18 protein-coding genes and 1 tRNA gene are annotated in these 16,729 nt (G+C 59.3%); 8 read left to right on the top strand and 11 right to left on the bottom strand.

The window, feature by feature from the left end; genetic code table 11:
- Positions 1-22 precede the first annotated feature (22 nt).
- Positions 23-118: transfer RNA gene (locus GTP23_RS08805), tRNA-Sec, on the top strand.
- Positions 119-124: 6 nt separating this feature from the next.
- On the opposite strand, the gene GTP23_RS08800 is transcribed toward GTP23_RS08805, so the two are convergent.
- The gene (locus GTP23_RS08800; RefSeq protein WP_161034845.1) at positions 125-820 is read right to left on the bottom strand and encodes an alpha/beta fold hydrolase; all 696 of its coding nucleotides are present in this window, start codon (positions 818-820) and stop codon (positions 125-127) included.
- Positions 817-1,662: a subclass B3 metallo-beta-lactamase gene (gene bla, locus GTP23_RS08795; RefSeq protein WP_161034844.1), complete on the bottom strand. Its 846-nt coding sequence runs from the start codon at positions 1,660-1,662 to the stop codon at positions 817-819. The genes GTP23_RS08800 and bla overlap by 4 nt, the downstream gene beginning before the upstream one ends.
- A gap of 113 nt (positions 1,663-1,775) precedes the next feature.
- On the opposite strand from bla, the gene GTP23_RS08790 reads away from it, so the two are divergent.
- On the top strand, positions 1,776-3,212 hold the full coding sequence (locus GTP23_RS08790) for a PQQ-dependent sugar dehydrogenase (protein ID WP_161034843.1): 1,437 nt from the start codon (positions 1,776-1,778) through the stop codon (positions 3,210-3,212).
- A 60-nt stretch (positions 3,213-3,272) separates the two neighbouring features.
- Here the strand turns inward: GTP23_RS08790 and GTP23_RS08785 are convergent, their stop codons facing one another.
- On the bottom strand, positions 3,273-3,872 hold the full coding sequence (locus GTP23_RS08785; protein WP_371866867.1) for a TetR/AcrR family transcriptional regulator: 600 nt from the start codon (positions 3,870-3,872) through the stop codon (positions 3,273-3,275).
- A 139-nt stretch (positions 3,873-4,011) separates the two neighbouring features.
- On the opposite strand from GTP23_RS08785, the gene GTP23_RS08780 reads away from it, so the two are divergent.
- Together GTP23_RS08780 and GTP23_RS08775 are read left to right on the top strand one after the other, a co-directional pair.
- Positions 4,012-4,428: a 4-oxalocrotonate tautomerase gene (locus tag GTP23_RS08780; RefSeq protein ID WP_161034841.1), complete on the top strand. Its 417-nt coding sequence runs from the start codon at positions 4,012-4,014 to the stop codon at positions 4,426-4,428.
- Positions 4,349-4,837: a VOC family protein gene (locus GTP23_RS08775; RefSeq protein WP_308494797.1), complete on the top strand. Its 489-nt coding sequence runs from the start codon at positions 4,349-4,351 to the stop codon at positions 4,835-4,837. Before GTP23_RS08780 ends, GTP23_RS08775 begins: the two co-directional genes overlap by 80 nt.
- Positions 4,838-4,932: 95 nt before the next feature.
- Here GTP23_RS08775 and pnp read toward each other — a convergent pair whose 3' ends face one another.
- Entirely contained in the window at positions 4,933-7,050 is a 2,118-nt protein-coding gene (gene pnp / locus GTP23_RS08770; RefSeq protein WP_161034839.1) for a polyribonucleotide nucleotidyltransferase, read from the bottom strand.
- A 225-nt stretch (positions 7,051-7,275) separates the two neighbouring features.
- Positions 7,276-7,545: a 30S ribosomal protein S15 gene (rpsO, locus tag GTP23_RS08765; protein ID WP_155434961.1), complete on the bottom strand. Its 270-nt coding sequence runs from the start codon at positions 7,543-7,545 to the stop codon at positions 7,276-7,278.
- 167 nt (positions 7,546-7,712) lie between these two features.
- Here rpsO and GTP23_RS08760 point away from each other — a divergent pair, with 167 nt between their 5' ends.
- A complete protein-coding gene (locus GTP23_RS08760) occupies positions 7,713-8,195 on the top strand; it encodes a hypothetical protein (protein ID WP_161034838.1) in 483 nt (160 codons plus the stop codon).
- 25 nt (positions 8,196-8,220) lie between these two features.
- Here the strand turns inward: GTP23_RS08760 and GTP23_RS08755 are convergent, their stop codons facing one another.
- From GTP23_RS08755 to GTP23_RS08745, 3 genes are all read right to left on the bottom strand, one after another.
- Complete coding sequence (locus tag GTP23_RS08755) at positions 8,221-9,768, bottom strand: 2-isopropylmalate synthase (protein WP_161034837.1); 1,548 nt, start codon at positions 9,766-9,768, stop codon at positions 8,221-8,223.
- Between the two features lie 73 nt (positions 9,769-9,841).
- On the bottom strand, positions 9,842-10,714 hold the full coding sequence (pssA, locus tag GTP23_RS08750; RefSeq protein ID WP_155434958.1) for a CDP-diacylglycerol--serine O-phosphatidyltransferase: 873 nt from the start codon (positions 10,712-10,714) through the stop codon (positions 9,842-9,844).
- 171 nt (positions 10,715-10,885) lie between these two features.
- Positions 10,886-11,665, bottom strand: a complete 780-nt coding sequence (locus tag GTP23_RS08745) for an SIMPL domain-containing protein (protein ID WP_161034836.1) — start codon at positions 11,663-11,665, stop codon at positions 10,886-10,888.
- A gap of 172 nt (positions 11,666-11,837) precedes the next feature.
- Here GTP23_RS08745 and GTP23_RS08740 point away from each other — a divergent pair, with 172 nt between their 5' ends.
- From GTP23_RS08740 to GTP23_RS22590, 3 genes are all read left to right on the top strand, one after another.
- A complete protein-coding gene (locus tag GTP23_RS08740) occupies positions 11,838-12,701 on the top strand; it encodes a prolipoprotein diacylglyceryl transferase (protein ID WP_161034835.1) in 864 nt (287 codons plus the stop codon).
- A gap of 79 nt (positions 12,702-12,780) precedes the next feature.
- On the top strand, positions 12,781-12,960 hold the full coding sequence (locus GTP23_RS08735) for a type II toxin-antitoxin system HicA family toxin (protein ID WP_161034834.1): 180 nt from the start codon (positions 12,781-12,783) through the stop codon (positions 12,958-12,960).
- A gap of 9 nt (positions 12,961-12,969) precedes the next feature.
- On the top strand, positions 12,970-13,248 hold the full coding sequence (locus GTP23_RS22590; protein ID WP_202412104.1) for a type II toxin-antitoxin system HicB family antitoxin: 279 nt from the start codon (positions 12,970-12,972) through the stop codon (positions 13,246-13,248).
- Positions 13,249-13,322: 74 nt separating this feature from the next.
- Here the strand turns inward: GTP23_RS22590 and ilvC are convergent, their stop codons facing one another.
- The 3 genes from ilvC to GTP23_RS08715 are packed head-to-tail and all read right to left on the bottom strand — an operon-like array spanning position 13,323 to position 16,593.
- Positions 13,323-14,339: a ketol-acid reductoisomerase gene (gene ilvC, locus GTP23_RS08725; protein WP_155434954.1), complete on the bottom strand. Its 1,017-nt coding sequence runs from the start codon at positions 14,337-14,339 to the stop codon at positions 13,323-13,325.
- Positions 14,340-14,363: 24 nt separating this feature from the next.
- Positions 14,364-14,855, bottom strand: coding sequence for an acetolactate synthase small subunit (gene ilvN / locus GTP23_RS08720; RefSeq protein WP_155434953.1), 492 nt, complete (start codon positions 14,853-14,855; stop codon positions 14,364-14,366).
- A gap of 1 nt (position 14,856) precedes the next feature.
- Positions 14,857-16,593, bottom strand: a complete 1,737-nt coding sequence (locus GTP23_RS08715) for an acetolactate synthase 3 catalytic subunit (protein ID WP_161034833.1) — start codon at positions 16,591-16,593, stop codon at positions 14,857-14,859.
- Positions 16,594-16,729 lie beyond the last annotated feature (136 nt).

The following is a 16,729-nucleotide window of genomic DNA, read 5'->3' as shown; positions in this document are numbered from 1 at the left end:
GTAGCAGCAATCACACCAGCACGGAAGGCATACTTATCCGGTGATGGGGCCGGGCTTCAAACCCGGTGGGGGGCGTCAGCCGCTCTCCTGTAAGTTCGACTCTTACTGCCTTCCGCCATTCCCTTTACTTCAGCGCTGCGCACACCATGTCGATGGCCGCATCCAGCTTCGCAGGCTGCTCGGCCAGCAAGGCCCACAGATAGTTATGCTGCGCGCCTTCGACCACATGCAGCTGCGCTGACTGTGCCCGTGTTGCGGCTGCCACCAGCCGTTCCGGTATCTCCAGCGGAATGGTGGCATCGTGCTCGGCGGCGATTACCAGCAAGCGCCCTTCAAACTGCCCCAGTATGTCCCACGCGTCGCTGTCGGCCCAGCTACGCGGCTGGCGTATCACGGCAGAAAAATCAGGACCGAACGGCACTTCGTAGGCGCTGGGCGTGTACACCCCGGGCACGATCAGCACCAGCGCATCGACCGCGTGGCTTTGCGTCATGCGGATAGCGTTGTAGGCACCCATGCTGGCCCCAACTACGGCCAGCGGCTGCGGCAAAGCGCGCGCTTCGGCCACAGCCTGTGCCTGCCGCGTGCGGCTCGCCACCGAGGACTGCGCCAGCGCGCCGCCCGTGTCTCCGTGGCCTATGCAATCAAAGCAGGTACTGCCAATGCCGCGCTGCTGCAAAGCCCCGCGCAGCAGACGGTGGCCATGGCGGCTACTATTGCCGGCGCCATGCAGGTACAGCACGCGGTTGCTATCAGCGCCCACATACTGGTCACCCTGCAGCAGCGCATCGCCGAACGGCACCGCGAAGTCGACGATCATTTGGCGGCTTCCTCGGCCAGCCGCTGCTTCAACTCGGGCTGCATGGTCGCTACCAGCTGCTGGCAGGCGGTAGGCTGGCCTGCCGCGACCATGGCAACGGGCTGGCCGGACGACAGTTGCGGCCACTGCTCCGAGAACGAAGGATGCGCCGTCACCAGTATGTCGCATGGCGCCGCATTCAACGCCGCATAGCTGCGCTCGAACTGCGCTACCACTTCAGGATGATCAGTAAATCGGTAGCCCTCGCCCCGCACCGGATAGATGCTGTCGGCGTACACCAGATTGCGGCAGCTCTCCTTCTCGCATGCCTGCCAGCGCCAGCTGGTACCGCCCGCCGTATGGCCGGGCGTCGCCATGGCCGTCAGCACCAGTGGACCAAGGCGCACCACTTCGCCATCCGCCACCGTGCGCACGCGCTTGACGGGGGCATATGGCGTATTGCCGATGAACTGGGGATCGTCCTTGTCCATGCGGCCGCGCTTGAGCGATGCTGCAGCGGAGGCGCTGGCCACCACCGTCGCCCCCGTCATGCGCTGCAGTTCGGCGATACCGCCAGCGTGGTCGACGTGATCGTGCGAGCTCAGAATCAGCTTCACATCGCGCAGCTTGAATCCCAGCTTGCGGATACTGGCTGCAATCAGCTTGGGCGAATCCGGCAAGGCGCCATCGAGCAGAATATGGCCTTGCGGCGAAGTCACCAGCACCGAACTCAGACCGGCCACACCGACGTAATAGGTATTGCCGTAGATGCGGAACGGGTCACGCGGCTGGTTCCAGTCATCGGCTGCGTGGGCGGTGTGGGAAGCAAAGGCAAGCAAAGCAGCAATCAGGATTTTTTTCATAGTGCAGTCGGGTTAAGGAATTTTCAACATTGTAATGCCAGCGTTCCACAACGCACAGGTAGAAATTCAGCGCACATGGCACAATACCGCCTTCACTATGAAGGAACCCTGCCATGAAATCACCCGCACTGCGTAGCGCTACATGGGTCGGCCTGAGCACCCTGCTGCCCGCCCTGTTTGCCGCCCTCGCACCAGCCCACGCCGCCGGAACCGTCAGCAGTGCCGAGCAGCTGTACCAGACCCATTGTGCGGCCTGCCACGGCAGCGCCATGCAGGGCGCCATCGGCCCGACGCTGGGTGCGCACAAATGGTTGCACGGTGCACCGACCAAGGCCAATCTGGTCAAGGTGATTACGCGCGGCGTGCCGGAAAAGGATATGCCATCGTGGGGCAAAACGCTGAGCGCAGCGCAGATCGGGCAACTTGCCGGCTACATCGCGGCCAATGCGAATAAGCCTGCCGTAGCTCCGCCAACGGCCGCCGCCATTGCGGCTGCCAAGGCCCAGCAGAACATCCCGGACCTGAACGGCTTCAAGCTGCCGAAAGGCTTCCATATCAGCGTCTATGCCGATCAGGTAGCAGCAGCGCGCAGCATGGTGGTGTCGGACAGCGGCATCGTCTACGTCGGTTCGCGCAAGGCTGGTAAAGTCTATGCACTGGTGCCGCGCGCCGATAAGCAGCAGGCTGACGTCATCACGGTAGCGGAAGGACTCGAGCACCCTATCGGCGTGACCCTGCTCAACGGCGCTCTGTACGTGGGCGAAATCAGCCGCGTGATCCGTTTCGACCAGATCGATAAGCACTACGCCAACAAACCTGCCTACACCGTCCTCAAAGTGAAACTGCCGAACGATAAATGGCATGGCGAGAAGGTTCTCAAGGCGGGGCCGGACGGCAAGCTGTATATCCCTGTGGGCGCACCGTGCAATGTATGCGAAACGGAAGACAGCATGCACGCCAAGATCTACCGCATGAATGCCGACGGCAGCGGTCTGGAAGAATATGCGCGCGGCGTGCGCAACACTGTGGGTTTTGACTTCCACCCGACCACGAAAGCCCTGTGGTTCACCGATAACGGCCGCGACGAAATGGGCGATAACACGCCGTCGTGCGAACTGAACATCGCGCCCAAGCCCGGCCTGCACTTCGGCTTCCCTTATTGCCACGGCGGTGTAGTGCCGGACCCGGACTTCGCCCATGGCCGTAGCTGCGAAGAGTTCGAAGCGCCCGTCGCCAAACTGGGGCCGCACGTTGCGCCGCTGGGCATGACCTTCTACACGGGTAGCCAGTTCCCTGCCGCCTACCGCAATCAGGCTTACATCGCCGAACACGGCTCGTGGAACCGCAGCACGAAGAGCGGCTACAGCGTACGCCTGATCACGCTCTACAACAGCAAGGTGGTTACCGACACGGCCTTTGTCGATGGTTTCCTGCGTGGTGAGGAAGTGGTGGGCCGCCCTGTCGATCTGGTCACGCTGGCCGATGGCTCCATGCTGATCTCCGACGACTACGGTGGTCGCATCTACCGCGTCACCTACGACGGTAAATAAGCCGTACAGCATGCCGGGCCGGCATCCGCCTAGCCCTGCAGCACCGGACGGTGCGGCGGGCTAGGGCCCGTCCTCATTTGCATCCGACGGCCAATGGCTGCCTAGCAGTGCCCGCCCGGTCGCGTCGGCAATCTGGCCGGAAAGCGCCTCGCTGCCAACTGCGCGGGCGAGCGTGACGGCACCGATCAGCGACGCCAGCGCCACGAGGGTGGCATCCAGATCGCGCGGCAGCTTGGGCGAATGCGGTCCTGCCAGAATGGCCTCGGCCACATGGCGCAAGCCTGTTTCGAACTCCGCACGTGCCTCGCCATCCAGCCGGCCGATTTCAGGCGCGAGACTCTGCAAGGCACAGCTCTCGGTGAGGTCGCAAGTTCGCTTGAACCCGAGGTAAAACTGCACGAACTCCGGCCACCATGCCGCCCCATGCCGGGACTGGAAGTACAGCACGCCCTGCTGGAGTTCATGCATGCCCTGCTGGACGGATTCCCGGAATGCCGCCGATTTCGAATCGAAGTGCACATAAAAAGCGCCCGACGTGACACCGGCATTCCTGGCCAGACCATCGACCCCGATGCCGCCAAACCCCGCTTTACGAAAACTGCGACCGGCCGCATCCAGTATGCGCTGACGCGTCTGAACCTTCTTTTCAACTCTGGACACGCAACTCCTCCTCTGTTGGAACTTATTGCACATTGTACTTTACAACATCACGATCGTTATCTAAACTCGCATCACGGTCGTTATCTTAATTCCCTGGATCGACGCTAGTGCCAACCTCAACCCACCACTGGAGCCAGCTATGCCGCTTACTCTCATCATTTCTGAAGGCGTAATCCCCCAAGATAGTGCAGCCGACACCATGTCGCGTCTGACCGCAGCTTTTCTGGAATTGCACGGACTAGCCGGCAACCAGGCCATGACACCCAATGTGATAGGCCATATCCAGCTTGTTGCCGAGGGCCATAGCTACTCCGGCCTCGAACCGGCAAGGATTGCGATAGTGGAATGGAAAGTCCCCTCCTTCGCGTTCGCCGAGCGCAACGTTCAAACCGCCTACGTTGCCCGGGCGACCGAGATCATCCATCAGGCATCGGGCCGCACCCATCCGAAGGAGCAAATCTGGGTCAACGTGGTTCATGCGGTTGACGGTGCATGGGGTATTGCCGGCAAGGCCTATACGAATGCGGAGCTGGCTGACGCAGCAAGTCACGCTTGAGAGGTCGGCGATGCAACTGTCAAACTATCTATTCTTCACGAACAACTGTGCAGCGGCACTCGCCTTCTACACCCGATGCGGGCTGGGCCGTGTGGTAGAAGTCCTCCTCTATGGTGAGAACGGCATGCCAGCGGGCAGTAACGGCATGCATGGACATATCATGCACGCCAGCTTCAAGGGGCCGGGCGTGAGCTTCTATGCGTCGGATAACCACGATGCCGAACCTATGCGAGGTTCGGCGCATCATCTGCTAATGGATAACCGGGCTCAGACGGAACAGCTGTTCAGACAGCTGGCAGAAGGTGGCACTATCACCACACCTCTGGGCATGCAGCCCTGGGGCGATTACTACGGCAAGCTGACCGACCAGTTCGGCGTGCAGTGGATGCTGGATTGCCCAGTTTCCTAGGCCTGCCCCCGCCCTCGCGACCGTGTGGGCGGGGCAAAAAAAAAACCGCCGGGTTTGCACACCGGCGGTTTTGCTTACGGCCTGAGCCGGAAGGATTACTGTGCTGCGGCAGCTGCTTCTTCAGCAGCAGCTTTCATCGACAGTTTCAGACGGCCGCGGTCGTCGGTTTCCAGAACCTTGACGCGTACAGCCTGACCTTCTTTCAGGTAGTCAGCCACGGCGTTCACACGCTCGTTGGCGATCTGCGAGATGTGCAGCAGACCGTCTTTACCTGGCATCACTTGCACGATCGCGCCGAAGTCCAGCAGCTTCAGAACCACGCCGTCGTAGCTCTTGCCTACTTCTACCGAAGCAGTCAGTTCTTCGATACGGCGCTTGGCTTCCTGACCTGCAGCAGCGTCGACGGAAGCGATGGTGACCACGCCTTCGTCGCTGATGTCGATCTGGGTACCGGTTTCTTCGGTCAGCGCGCGAATCACGGCGCCGCCTTTACCGATCACGTCACGGATCTTCTCCGGGTTGATCTTGATGGTGATCAGACGTGGGGCGAAGTCCGACAGTTCGGTCTTCACGTTAGGCATGGCTTTCTGCATTTCGCCCAGGATGTGCTCGCGGCCTTCTTTGGCTTGCGCCAGTGCCACTTGCATGATTTCCTTGGTGATGCCCATGATCTTGATGTCCATCTGCAGTGCCGTGATACCGTTGCGGGTACCGGCCACTTTGAAGTCCATGTCGCCCAGGTGATCTTCGTCACCCAGAATGTCGGACAGCACAGCGAACTTGCCGCCTTCCTTGATCAGACCCATGGCGATACCGGCCACGTGTTCTTTCATCGGCACGCCAGCATCCATCAGTGCCAGGCAGCCGCCGCAGACGGAAGCCATCGACGAGGAACCGTTCGATTCGGTGATTTCCGACACCAGACGCACGGCGTAGCTGAACTCTTCCTGCGAAGGCAGAGCAGCGATCAGTGCACGCTTGGCCAGACGGCCGTGACCGATTTCGCGGCGCTTAGGCGTACCCACGCGGCCCGTTTCGCCGGTGGCGAACGGTGGCATGTTGTAGTGCAGCATGAACGGGTCGGTGAATTCGCCCATCAGTGCATCGATCTTCTGGCTGTCGCGGGCGGTGCCCAGCGTGGCAACAACCAGCGCCTGGGTTTCACCACGGGTGAACAGGGCCGAACCGTGGGTACGTGGCAGTACCGAAGTACGGATCGAGATCGGACGTACGGTGCGGGTGTCGCGGCCGTCGATACGTGGCTCGCCGTCCAGAATCTGCGAACGTACGATCTTGGCTTCCATTTCGAACAGGATGTTGCCAACTTCGGCAGCGTCCACGCTGGTGCCAGCGGCAGCAGCTTCGGCGTTCAGGTCAGCCATGATTTCAGCCGAAGCGGTTTTCAGCTTGGCGGTACGTTCCTGCTTGTCTTTCACCTGATAGGCAGCCGACAGTTTGTCACCAGCGAAGTGCGCCACGCGGGCGATCAGTGCTTCGTTCTTGGCAGGTGGCGCCCATTCGACTTCCGGCTTGCCGCCGTCGCGTACCAGATCATGGATCGCGTCGATCACCGCTTTCATCTGCTCGTGGCCATACACCACGGCGCCCAGCATGATTTCTTCCGACAGTTGTTGCGCTTCCGATTCCACCATCAGCACGGCGGTTTCGGTACCGGCAACCACCAGATCCATCTGCGAGGTTTTCAGTTGTTCTACGGTCGGGTTCAGGATGTACTGGCCGTTGGCGTAACCCACGCGGGCCGCGCCGATAGGACCATTGAATGGCACGCCAGCCACGCACAGGGCGGCCGAAGCACCGATCATCGAAGGGATGTCCGGATCGATTTCAGGGTTGACCGACAGCACGTGAATAATCACTTGCACTTCGTTCAGGTAACCTTCTGGGAACAGCGGACGGATAGGACGGTCGATCAGACGCGAGGTCAGCGTTTCCTTTTCCGATGGACGACCTTCACGTTTGAAGAAACCGCCCGGGATCTTACCGGCTGCATAGGTTTTTTCAACGTAGTCGACGGTCAGTGGGAAGAAATCCTGACCTGGCTTGGCGTCTTTACGCGCTACCACGGTGGCCAGAATCACGGTATCTTCAACCGATACCATCACTGCGCCGGAGGCCTGACGAGCGATCTCGCCAGTTTCCAGCGTGACGGTGTGTTGACCGTACTGGAAGGTTTTCGTAACTTTATTAAACATGGGTAATCCCTTTCTATTTGCCGACAGATTTTCAGGGGCTGTCGTTCACCTCACCACAGGCAGCCTCGCGGCCACCTCTACTACTTACTGCAAACTACAAAATCGGAATTCCATGCTGCCTTGCCAAGAGCCTATGCTGCCTAGCAATTTTTGCCCGGCTTGAAAGACAAAATGCCCGCGTCAGAAAACTGGCGCAGGCATTTCGTTAAGCCGGATGATGCAATATTACTTACGCAGACCCAGTTTAGCGATCAGATCGCGGTAACGGGTAGCATCTTTGCCCTTCAGGTAGGACAGCAGCGATTTACGACGGTTAACCATCATAATCAGACCACGACGCGAGTGGTGATCTTTGGTGTGTGCTTTGAAGTGGGCGTTCAGTTCGTTGATGCGTGCGGTCAGCAGTGCAACTTGAACTTCTGGCGAACCGGTGTCTTTTTGACCACGGGCGTTGTCCGCAATGATAGCGGCTTTGTTGATGTTTTCTACGGTCATGATATTACCTTTCACATGCGGTGCGCGGAGTCTGAACCCTGCCCACCGTGAGCTTCAAAAAAAATCTGATCGGAAGACCAGACCCGCGATTATAACGGAAATTCGCGCCCCTGTATCCTGATTTGACTACAATCGTTTCATCTTCTGCATGGCACGTGGGGTTTTCCATGAAAAACGTTGTAGTTGCAACAATATTCACACTAGCCTTGTGTGCCTGCGCCGGTCTGCAGGCGCCGCCCGCCGGTTCCAGCGAAGCGGCCGTGCTGGCCAGTCTGGGTCAGCCCACGGGGCGCTACACGCAGGATGGCAACACCCTGCTGGAATATGCGCAGGGGCCGCTAGGCCAGAGCACTTATATGGCAACGCTGGGGCCAGACGGCCGTCTGATCTCGTTCGAGCAGGTGCTGACCAGCGAGAAGTTTGCCAGCGTCGCACTTAAACGCGACACCAAGCAGAACATCCTGGCCCGCTTCGGTCGGCCCAACGATGTGGTGCACTACGCCAGTGTGGAGGGCGACGTCTGGCTGTATCGCTACAAGGAACAGCGTGCGTGGGATTCGATGATGCACGTCGAGTTCGACCGCAACGGCGTAGTGCAGGCCATGGTCAACGGCCCCGACCCCGACCGGCAGGGGCGCCAGCTGCGCTAGGCAACCGCTCGCCCCGCCCTGCGCATCACACTTGCGGGTTGACCCGTTCGACCTTCGAGTGCAGCTTGTTCAGCGCCGACAGATAGGCCTTGGCCGAGGCCACAATGATATCCGGATGGGCACCCACGCCATTGACGATACGGCCATCCCTGGACAGACGCATGGTCACCTCGCCCTGCGACTGGGTGCCGGTGCTGATCGCATTCACGGAGAACAGCACCAGTTCGGCGCCACTGCCCACTTCCGACTCGATCGCATTCACCGTCGCATCGACCGGACCATCGCCGCGGCCTTCCGAAGTGTGTTCTTCGCCATCGATAGTGAACACCACTTTCGCGTTAGGCGTGGTGCCCGTATCGGACTGCTGCGCCAGACTGATGAAGCGGTAGTACTCGCTATCCTGCGATTGCTGCTCGTCCGATACCAGCGCCAGAATATCTTCGTCGAAGATGTCGGCCTTACGGTCGGCCAGCTCCTTGAAGCGCACGAAGGCGGCATTGATTTCCGCTTCCGATTCCAGCTCGATGCCCAGTTCCGTCAGGCGCTGCTTGAAGGCGTTACGGCCCGACAGTTTGCCCAGCACGATCTTGGTGGCAGTCCAGCCCACGTCTTCGGCGCGCATGATCTCGTAGGTCTCGCGCGATTTCAGCATACCGTCCTGATGGATGCCCGAGGCATGCGCGAAGGCGTTGGCGCCCACCACGGCCTTGTTAGGCTGCACGGCGAAGCCGGTAATCTGCGAGACCATCTTCGAGGCGGCCACGATCTGGGTGGTATCGATGCCGACGTCGAGGTTGTAGTAGGCGCGGCGCGTGCGCAGTGCCATCACCACTTCTTCCAGCGCCGTGTTACCGGCACGTTCGCCCAGACCGTTGATGGTGCACTCGATCTGACGGGCGCCGCCTATCATCACACCGGCCAGCGAATTGGCCACGGCCAGACCCAGATCGTTGTGGCAGTGCACCGACCAGATGGCCTTGTCCGAATTCGGAATCCGTTCGCGCAGGCGGCGGATGGTTTCACCGAAAATCTCCGGCACGGCATAACCTACCGTGTCAGGGAAGTTAATCGTGGTAGCCCCCTCGTCGATCACGCCTTCCAGCACGCGGCACAGGAAGTCTTCATCCGAGCGGCTGCCGTCTTCCGGGCTGAATTCGATGTCGTCGGTATGCTGGCGCGCGAAACGCACGGCGTTACGGGCCTGCAGCAGCACCTGTTCCGGCAGCATGCGCAGCTTCATCTCCATGTGCAGCTTGGAAGTGGCGATGAAGGTGTGGATACGCTTGCGCTCGGCCGGTGCCAGTGCTTCGGCAGCACGGGCGATATCGCGGTCATTGGCGCGCGACAGCGAGCAGATGGTCGATTCGCGTACGGCAGTAGCAATCGCGCGGATGGATTCGAAGTCGCCCTGCGAGGCGGCAGCGAAACCGGCTTCGATCACATCCACGCGCAGCCGTTCCAGCTGTTTGGCGATGCGGACTTTTTCGTCCTTGGTCATGGAAGCGCCCGGCGATTGCTCGCCATCGCGCAGGGTGGTGTCAAAGATAATCAGGCGGTTGGATGAGTTGCTCATAATAGCTCCGTGGCTTGTGCTTCGTTGCTTGAATTCTCAGGGCCTGCCGCCCTCAGGTCTTTGTAGTCTGGGCTTAGCGGCGTTCGCTGGGGTCGCTGGTTTCCTGCTCGGTCTGGATCAGGCTGACTTTCTTTCCTTTGGCCAGACGCCACGCAGAGACGACATAACCGGACAGGCCGTAAGCGATAAAGATAGGGAACAGCACCTTGGGCGGATCGATCGACACCAGTGCGAACACCAGCGCAATCAGGAACACCGCAATGAACGGCACCGACTTGCGGAAATTGATGTCCTTGAAGCTGTAGAAAGGCACATTGGTCACCATGGTCAGACCGGCGAACATGGCAATACTCCACGACACCCAGCGCAGCTCGATGCCGGATACTTCCTGATCCACCATCAGCAGCACGAAACCGGCTACCAGCGCAGCAGCGGAAGGCGAAGGCAGGCCCTGGAAGAAGCGCTTGTCCACCACCTGAATATTGGTATTGAAACGGGCCAGACGCAGCGCAGCGCCGGCGCAGTAGACAAACGCGGCGATCCAGCCCAGTTTGCCCAGACCGCGCAGCGACCATTCGTAGATCACCAGTGCCGGTGCGGCGCCGAAGGACACCATATCGGACAGGCTGTCGTACTGGGCGCCGAACTCGCTCTGGGTATTGGTCAGGCGGGCCACACGGCCATCGAGACCGTCCAGTATCATGGCGATGAAAATCGCCCATGCCGCGTGTTCGAATTTCAGGTTCATGGCCATCACGATGGCGTAGAAGCCGCAGAACAGCGCTGCCGTGGTGAAGGCATTCGGCAGCAGATAGATGCCGCGATGGCGTGGCCGGTCCAGATCCTCCCCGCGGGCACGACGGGCAAAGCGGGCAAAGCGCGACATCTGCGGCGTCTTTGCCAGATTGACGCCAGCCTTGGCGCGGCGGCGGGGGAATTTAGCCATAGTGTTCCGTTTCCTGAAAGCTGAAGTTAATGCGCCACCATTATAGTGGAGCCGACCATAAAAAAGGGGGATAGTCGCACCATCCCCCTTGATTCTGACGTGATCGGCCGACTAAATCGGCCTACCTGACTAATTCTGCGCCGCTCGCCTCCGGCCGGCGCTGGCTGCGGCTTATTTGAAGCGCACTTTGGCCACCAGGCCCACCTGCACGGTGGTTTCGCCCGGCTCGAAACTAGGCTCGGCGACGCTGACGTCATCGGCCATTTTGGCAGTACGCATCATCACAGCCGGTGCCGCTGCATACTGGCGCTCCTGCAGGAAGTTGCCAGTGCCTTCGAAGTCCACGGCCTCCAGCACGGCTTCGCTGGCATTGCGCCCCATCGCCCTGGCCATGTAGGACACGCGGTCATTCAGGTTGCGGTAGGCGGCCGCAATTCGCGCTTCATCGAGCTTGCGGGTGGTTTCCGGCGTCAGGCCGAACTGCAGATTATTCAGTGCCAGCACTTTCTGGGCGGCGGCTACAGTCTTCGGCAGCTTGTCCAGACTGGTGGTGGTCATCTGCACATACTGGCCCACACGCCAGCCCGTAATGGCGCGCTGGCGCGCCGGCTGACCGTTCGGCAGCGGGCGCTCTTCCGCATACACGGGATAGGTGTAATAGCCCTGCGTCTTCAGCATGGCGACCGGGTCTTCCTTCTTCAGTATTTCCAGCCCCTGACGCATCTTGGTATTCACCCGCGAGGCAGCCACGGCTTTGTCCTTGTCCTGCTCTTCGATGGCCAGCGTAGCGACTACCTGATCATTGGCATGCTGCACTTCGCCCGAAGCCGGAACGACGACCAGCGTGCCCGTGGTCTGTACGGCATCTGCGCCGGCGGCGTATGCAGAAAATGCCAGCGTTGCGGCAGTTGCGGTAACGAGTGATTTAAGTGCGGTCTTAGCAGCGGTCATAACAGACTCCATAGCAAGTTTAACAACGAGGCCAACTTTACCCGATTTCCACACGCCAACCCGTAACACATGGTGAGCGTTTGTAACAATTCGCGTGCAAGAAATCTGCCACAAAAGTTGCACTCGCGTCTGCCTATGGTACATTCGCCCCACTTCGACTGCGAAAGTGCCCATGTCGTACCCCTATCTGAGCGACGTCATACAGGCAGCCACTGGCTATGCCCTCCCCCTGCCGCTGGCCACTTTCGGCCTGTTTGTGGCACTGGGCGCACTGGCCGCAGGGGCCAGCTTTCGCGCCGAACTCAAACGCTTCTACGAGGCAGGCCGCATCGGCCCCGCCTATGTGCATGGATTATCCCGTCCGCCGCAGGAAGTGGTCAGCGACTTTATCATCATCGTACTGATCGCCGGCGTACTGGGCGCACGCCTGTTCCACATCCTCGACCATCTCGACCAGTTCTTTGCCGATCCGCTGGGCATGCTGCTCACCCGTTCCGGCCTGAGCATCTTCGGCGGGCTAATCTTCGGCACCTTTGCCGGCATGCTTTGCGCGCGCCGCTGGCGTTTGCCTGTCACACCGCTGCTCGATGCCGCCGCCCCCGCGCTGATGCTGGGCTACGGCATCGGCCGTATCGGTTGCCAGATTTCCGGTGATGGCGACTGGGGCATCGCCGCCAACATGGCACTCAAACCGGCCTGGCTGCCCAGCTGGCTGTGGGCCCAGACCTATGACAACAACATCTACGGCGAACTGATCGCCGCGCCGGGTGTCTACCCGACGCCCATGTACGAAACCGCGATGGCGTTGCTGTGCTTCGCCCTGCTGTGGGCCGTGCGGCGCCATCCATTCCGCATCGGCTGGCTGTTCTCGCTGTATCTGCTGCTGGCCGGCGCCGAGCGCCTGCTGATCGAACAGATCCGCGTCAATCCCGTCATCAACCTGGGCAGCCTGCACGCCACGCAGGCCGAGCTGATCGCCAGCGCCCTGATCGTGCTGGGCCTGACCGGCCTACTGCTCAAGCGCCAGCGCCGCTAATTTCCGACTACCAGACAAGCATCAACAATGCTGGTGCATCTGGCTTCCGGGATGCCACATATCTGCTAAGCTTTTCTGCATGAATGCCAAGCAGATGAAGAAGTGGCTGGAGCGACAGGGAGCAACTTTTCAACTCGGCAAAGGCTCGCATCTGAAAGTCTTTCTCAATGGCAGGCAATCTACCCTGCCCATGCACGGCAACGCTGAACTGGGCAAAGGACTGGAAGCAGCCATCAAGCGCCAGCTTGGATTGAAGTAAGGAAAAGAAATGTTTGACTATCCCGTCACACTAACGCCGGATGATGGCAGCGTACTGGTGACTTTCGCCGACGTACCTGAAGCCATCACCTTTGGCATCAATGAAGAAGACGCACTAAGCAAAGCCGTCGATGCACTGGAAACAGGGCTGTCGTTTTACGTCGATGCTGGCAAGCCACTACCGCTAGCCAGCCAAGCGGCAACGGGTCAGAAAACCGTTCGTCCATCCGCACTGGAATTGCCCAGACTCAACGCCTATCAAGCCCTGACAGAGCAAGGTGTCAAATAGTCTAAAACTGGATCGCAAATAAAAACGGGGCAGACCCTGCGGCCTGCCCCGTTTTAAGTTAGCGCAAAGCTAGCTTAGTTCTTCGACTGGTCTACCATTTTGTTTTTGGCGATCCAAGGCATCATGGCACGCAGTTTTGCACCCACTTCTTCGATCTGGTGCTCGGCGGTCAGACGACGACGCGAGATCAGGGTCGGTGCGCCTGCCTTGTTTTCCAGGATGAAGGACTTGGCGTATTCACCGGTCTGGATGTCTTTCAGGCACTGACGCATTGCATCTTTGGTCGCTGCGGTCACAACACGTGGACCCGTCACGTACTCGCCGTATTCGGCGTTGTTCGAGATCGAGTAGTTCATGTTGGCGATACCGCCTTCGTAGATCAGGTCCACGATCAGTTTCAGTTCGTGCAGGCACTCGAAGTAAGCCATCTCTGGAGCGTAGCCAGCTTCTACCAGCGTTTCGAAACCGGCTTTGATCAGTTCAACCGCACCACCGCACAGAACAGCCTGTTCGCCGAACAGGTCGGTTTCGGTTTCTTCACGGAAGTTGGTTTCGATAATACCGGCACGGCCGCCGCCGTTGGCCGAAGCGTAGGACAGAGCGATGTCACGGGCGATGCCGGACTTGTCCTGATACACGGCGATCAGGTGTGGCACACCGCCACCCTGGGTGTAGGTAGCGCGCACGGTGTGGCCTGGTGCTTTTGGAGCAACCATGATCACGTCCAGATCGGCACGTGGCACAACCTGGCCGTAGTGCACGTTGAAGCCGTGGGCGAAGGCCAGTACCGCGCCTTGCTTGGCGTGTGGTGCAACGTTTTCGTTGTACACCTGAGCGATGTTTTCATCTGGCAGCAGGATCATGATGACGTCAGCGGCTTTCACTGCGTCGTTCACTTCCGCCACTTTCAGACCGGCTTTCTCTACTTTGCTCCACGAGGAACCGCCTTTGCGCAGACCAACGGTCACGTTGACGCCCGAGTCGCTCAGGTTCTGTGCGTGGGCGTGGCCTTGCGAGCCGTAGCCGATGATGGCAACGTTTTTGCCTTTGATCAGGGAGAGGTCAGCGTCTTTGTCGTAGAAAACTTTCATGGTCATTCCTTTGGATAAATTTGTTTACACTTTGAGGATGCGTTCGCCGCGGCCGATACCGGAACCGCCGGTACGTACCGTTTCGAGGATGGCAGTACGGTCGATCGAGTCGATGAAGGCGTCCAGCTTGGACTTGGCCCCCGTCAGTTCTATCGTGTAGGTCTTTTCCGTGACGTCGATGATGCGGCCGCGGAAGATGTCCGCCGTACGCTTCATTTCTTCACGCTCCTTACCTACGGCGCGCACCTTGATCAGCATCAGTTCACGTTCGATGTGCTGGCCTTCCGTCAGATCCACCACCTTCACCACCTCGATCAGGCGGTTCAGGTGCTTGGTGATCTGTTCGATGATGTCGTCCGAGCCGGTGGTGACGATCGTCATCCGCGACAGGGTGGCATCTTCGGTTGGCGCAACCGTCAGTGTTTCGATGTTGTAGCCGCGGGCCGAGAACAGGCCCACCACGCGCGACAGCGCGCCGGCTTCGTTTTCCAGCAAGACAGAGATAATGTGTCGCATGTTATAAGTCCTCCGAACCCAACAGCATTTCAGAGAGCCCTTTGCCCGCTTTCACCATCGGCCAGACGTTTTCCGATTGATCCGTGATGAAGTTCATGAAGACCAGCTTGTCTTTCATGGCGAAGGCGTCACGCAGTGCGCCGTCCACATCACCGGGTTTTTCGATACGCATACCGACGTGGCCATAGGCCTCGGCCAGCTTCTCGAAGTTAGGCAGCGAATCCATATACGATTCCGAGTAACGCGAACCGTAATCGATCTGTTGCCACTGACGTACCATGCCGAGGAAGCGGTTGTTCAGCATGATGATCTTCGGCGTCAGGTGATACTGTTTGCAGGTCGCCAGTTCCTGGATACACATCTGGATCGAACCTTCGCCCGTGATACAGGCTACGGTGGCATCCGGATTGGCCATCTGCACGCCCATGGCGTATGGCAGACCCACGCCCATGGTGCCCAGACCACCGGAGTTGACCCAGCGCTTAGGCTTATCGAACGGGTAGTACTGCGCAGCCCACATCTGGTGCTGGCCCACGTCGGAAGTGATGAAGGCATCGCCCTTGGTCACTTCCCACAGTTTCTGCACCACCGATTGCGGCTTGATCACCAGATCGGACGGAGCGAATTTCAGGCACTCGCGGCCACGCCATTCGTTGATCTGCTTCCACCAGTTCTTCAGCGCAGGCGCATTCGGCTTGGCATCGGCAGCGTCGAGCTGGGACAGGAACTCGATCAGCACGTCTTTGACGTTACCGACGATAGGAATGTCCACTTTCACGCGTTTCGAGATCGACGACGGGTCGATATCGACGTGAATGATCTTGCGCGGGTTGGTAGCAAAGTGTTTCGGATTACCGATCACGCGGTCGTCGAAACGGGCGCCGATGGCGATCAGGACGTCGCAATGCTGCATCGCCATATTCGCTTCATAGGTCCCGTGCATACCCGGCATACCGACGAATTTGTCGTCGCTGGCGCGGTAGGCGCCCAGACCCATCAGGGTGTTGGTGACGGGGAAGCCGAGTTTATCGACCAGCTTGTTCAGTTCCGGCGACGCATGCGCCAGGATCACGCCACCACCCGTGTAGATCATCGGGCGTTCGGCCTGCAGCAGCAGTTGCACAGCTTTGCGGATCTGACCGGCGTGACCTTTGTCGACCGGTTTGTACGAACGCATTTCTACCTCTTTCGGGTAGGAATACGTCGTTTTATGCATCGAGATATCCTTCGGAATATCCACCAGCACGGGGCCTGGACGGCCGGTACGGGCGATGTAGAAGGCTTTCTTGACGGTTTCCGCCAAATCCTTGACGTCTTTGACGAGGAAATTGTGCTTGACCACGGGGCGGGTAATACCGACCGTGTCGCATTCCTGGAAGGCATCCTGACCGATAGCGTGACTAGGCACCTGGCCCGAAATCACCACCATAGGGATGGAATCCATGTAAGCGGTAGAAAGACCTGTAACGGCATTCGTCACGCCCGGACCGGACGTTACCAGCGCTACACCAACTTTATCGGAACTGCGCGAATAGGCGTCGGCAGCGTGTATCGCAGCCTGCTCGTGTCGCACCAGTACGTGTTGGAATTTGTCTTGTTTGAAGATGGCGTCGTAAATGTACAGTACCGCACCACCTGGATAGCCAAAGACGTGTTCTACGCCTTCGTCAGCCAAGCAGCGGACAAGTATTTCCGCGCCAGTGAGCAGATTTGCTCCCTGCGTTGCTTCGGTATTCATGAAACATTCCTTTCAAGGTCCATTGGAGATTGATCGGATGTTCTTTCCTGGCGAAGTATGGATACCGCTACAGCTTGGACCTGCACCCCTGTCTTTGATGCGAATACACCAGCCTCTTCCGTCAACCGTAGTGACG

Origin of the sequence: Duganella fentianensis, from assembly GCF_009857835.1 — a bacterium.
GTDB lineage: Bacteria > Pseudomonadota > Gammaproteobacteria > Burkholderiales > Burkholderiaceae_D > Rugamonas > Rugamonas fentianensis.
Note: the sequence above shows the minus strand (reverse complement) of the source record. Positions and strands in the feature narration are given on the sequence as shown.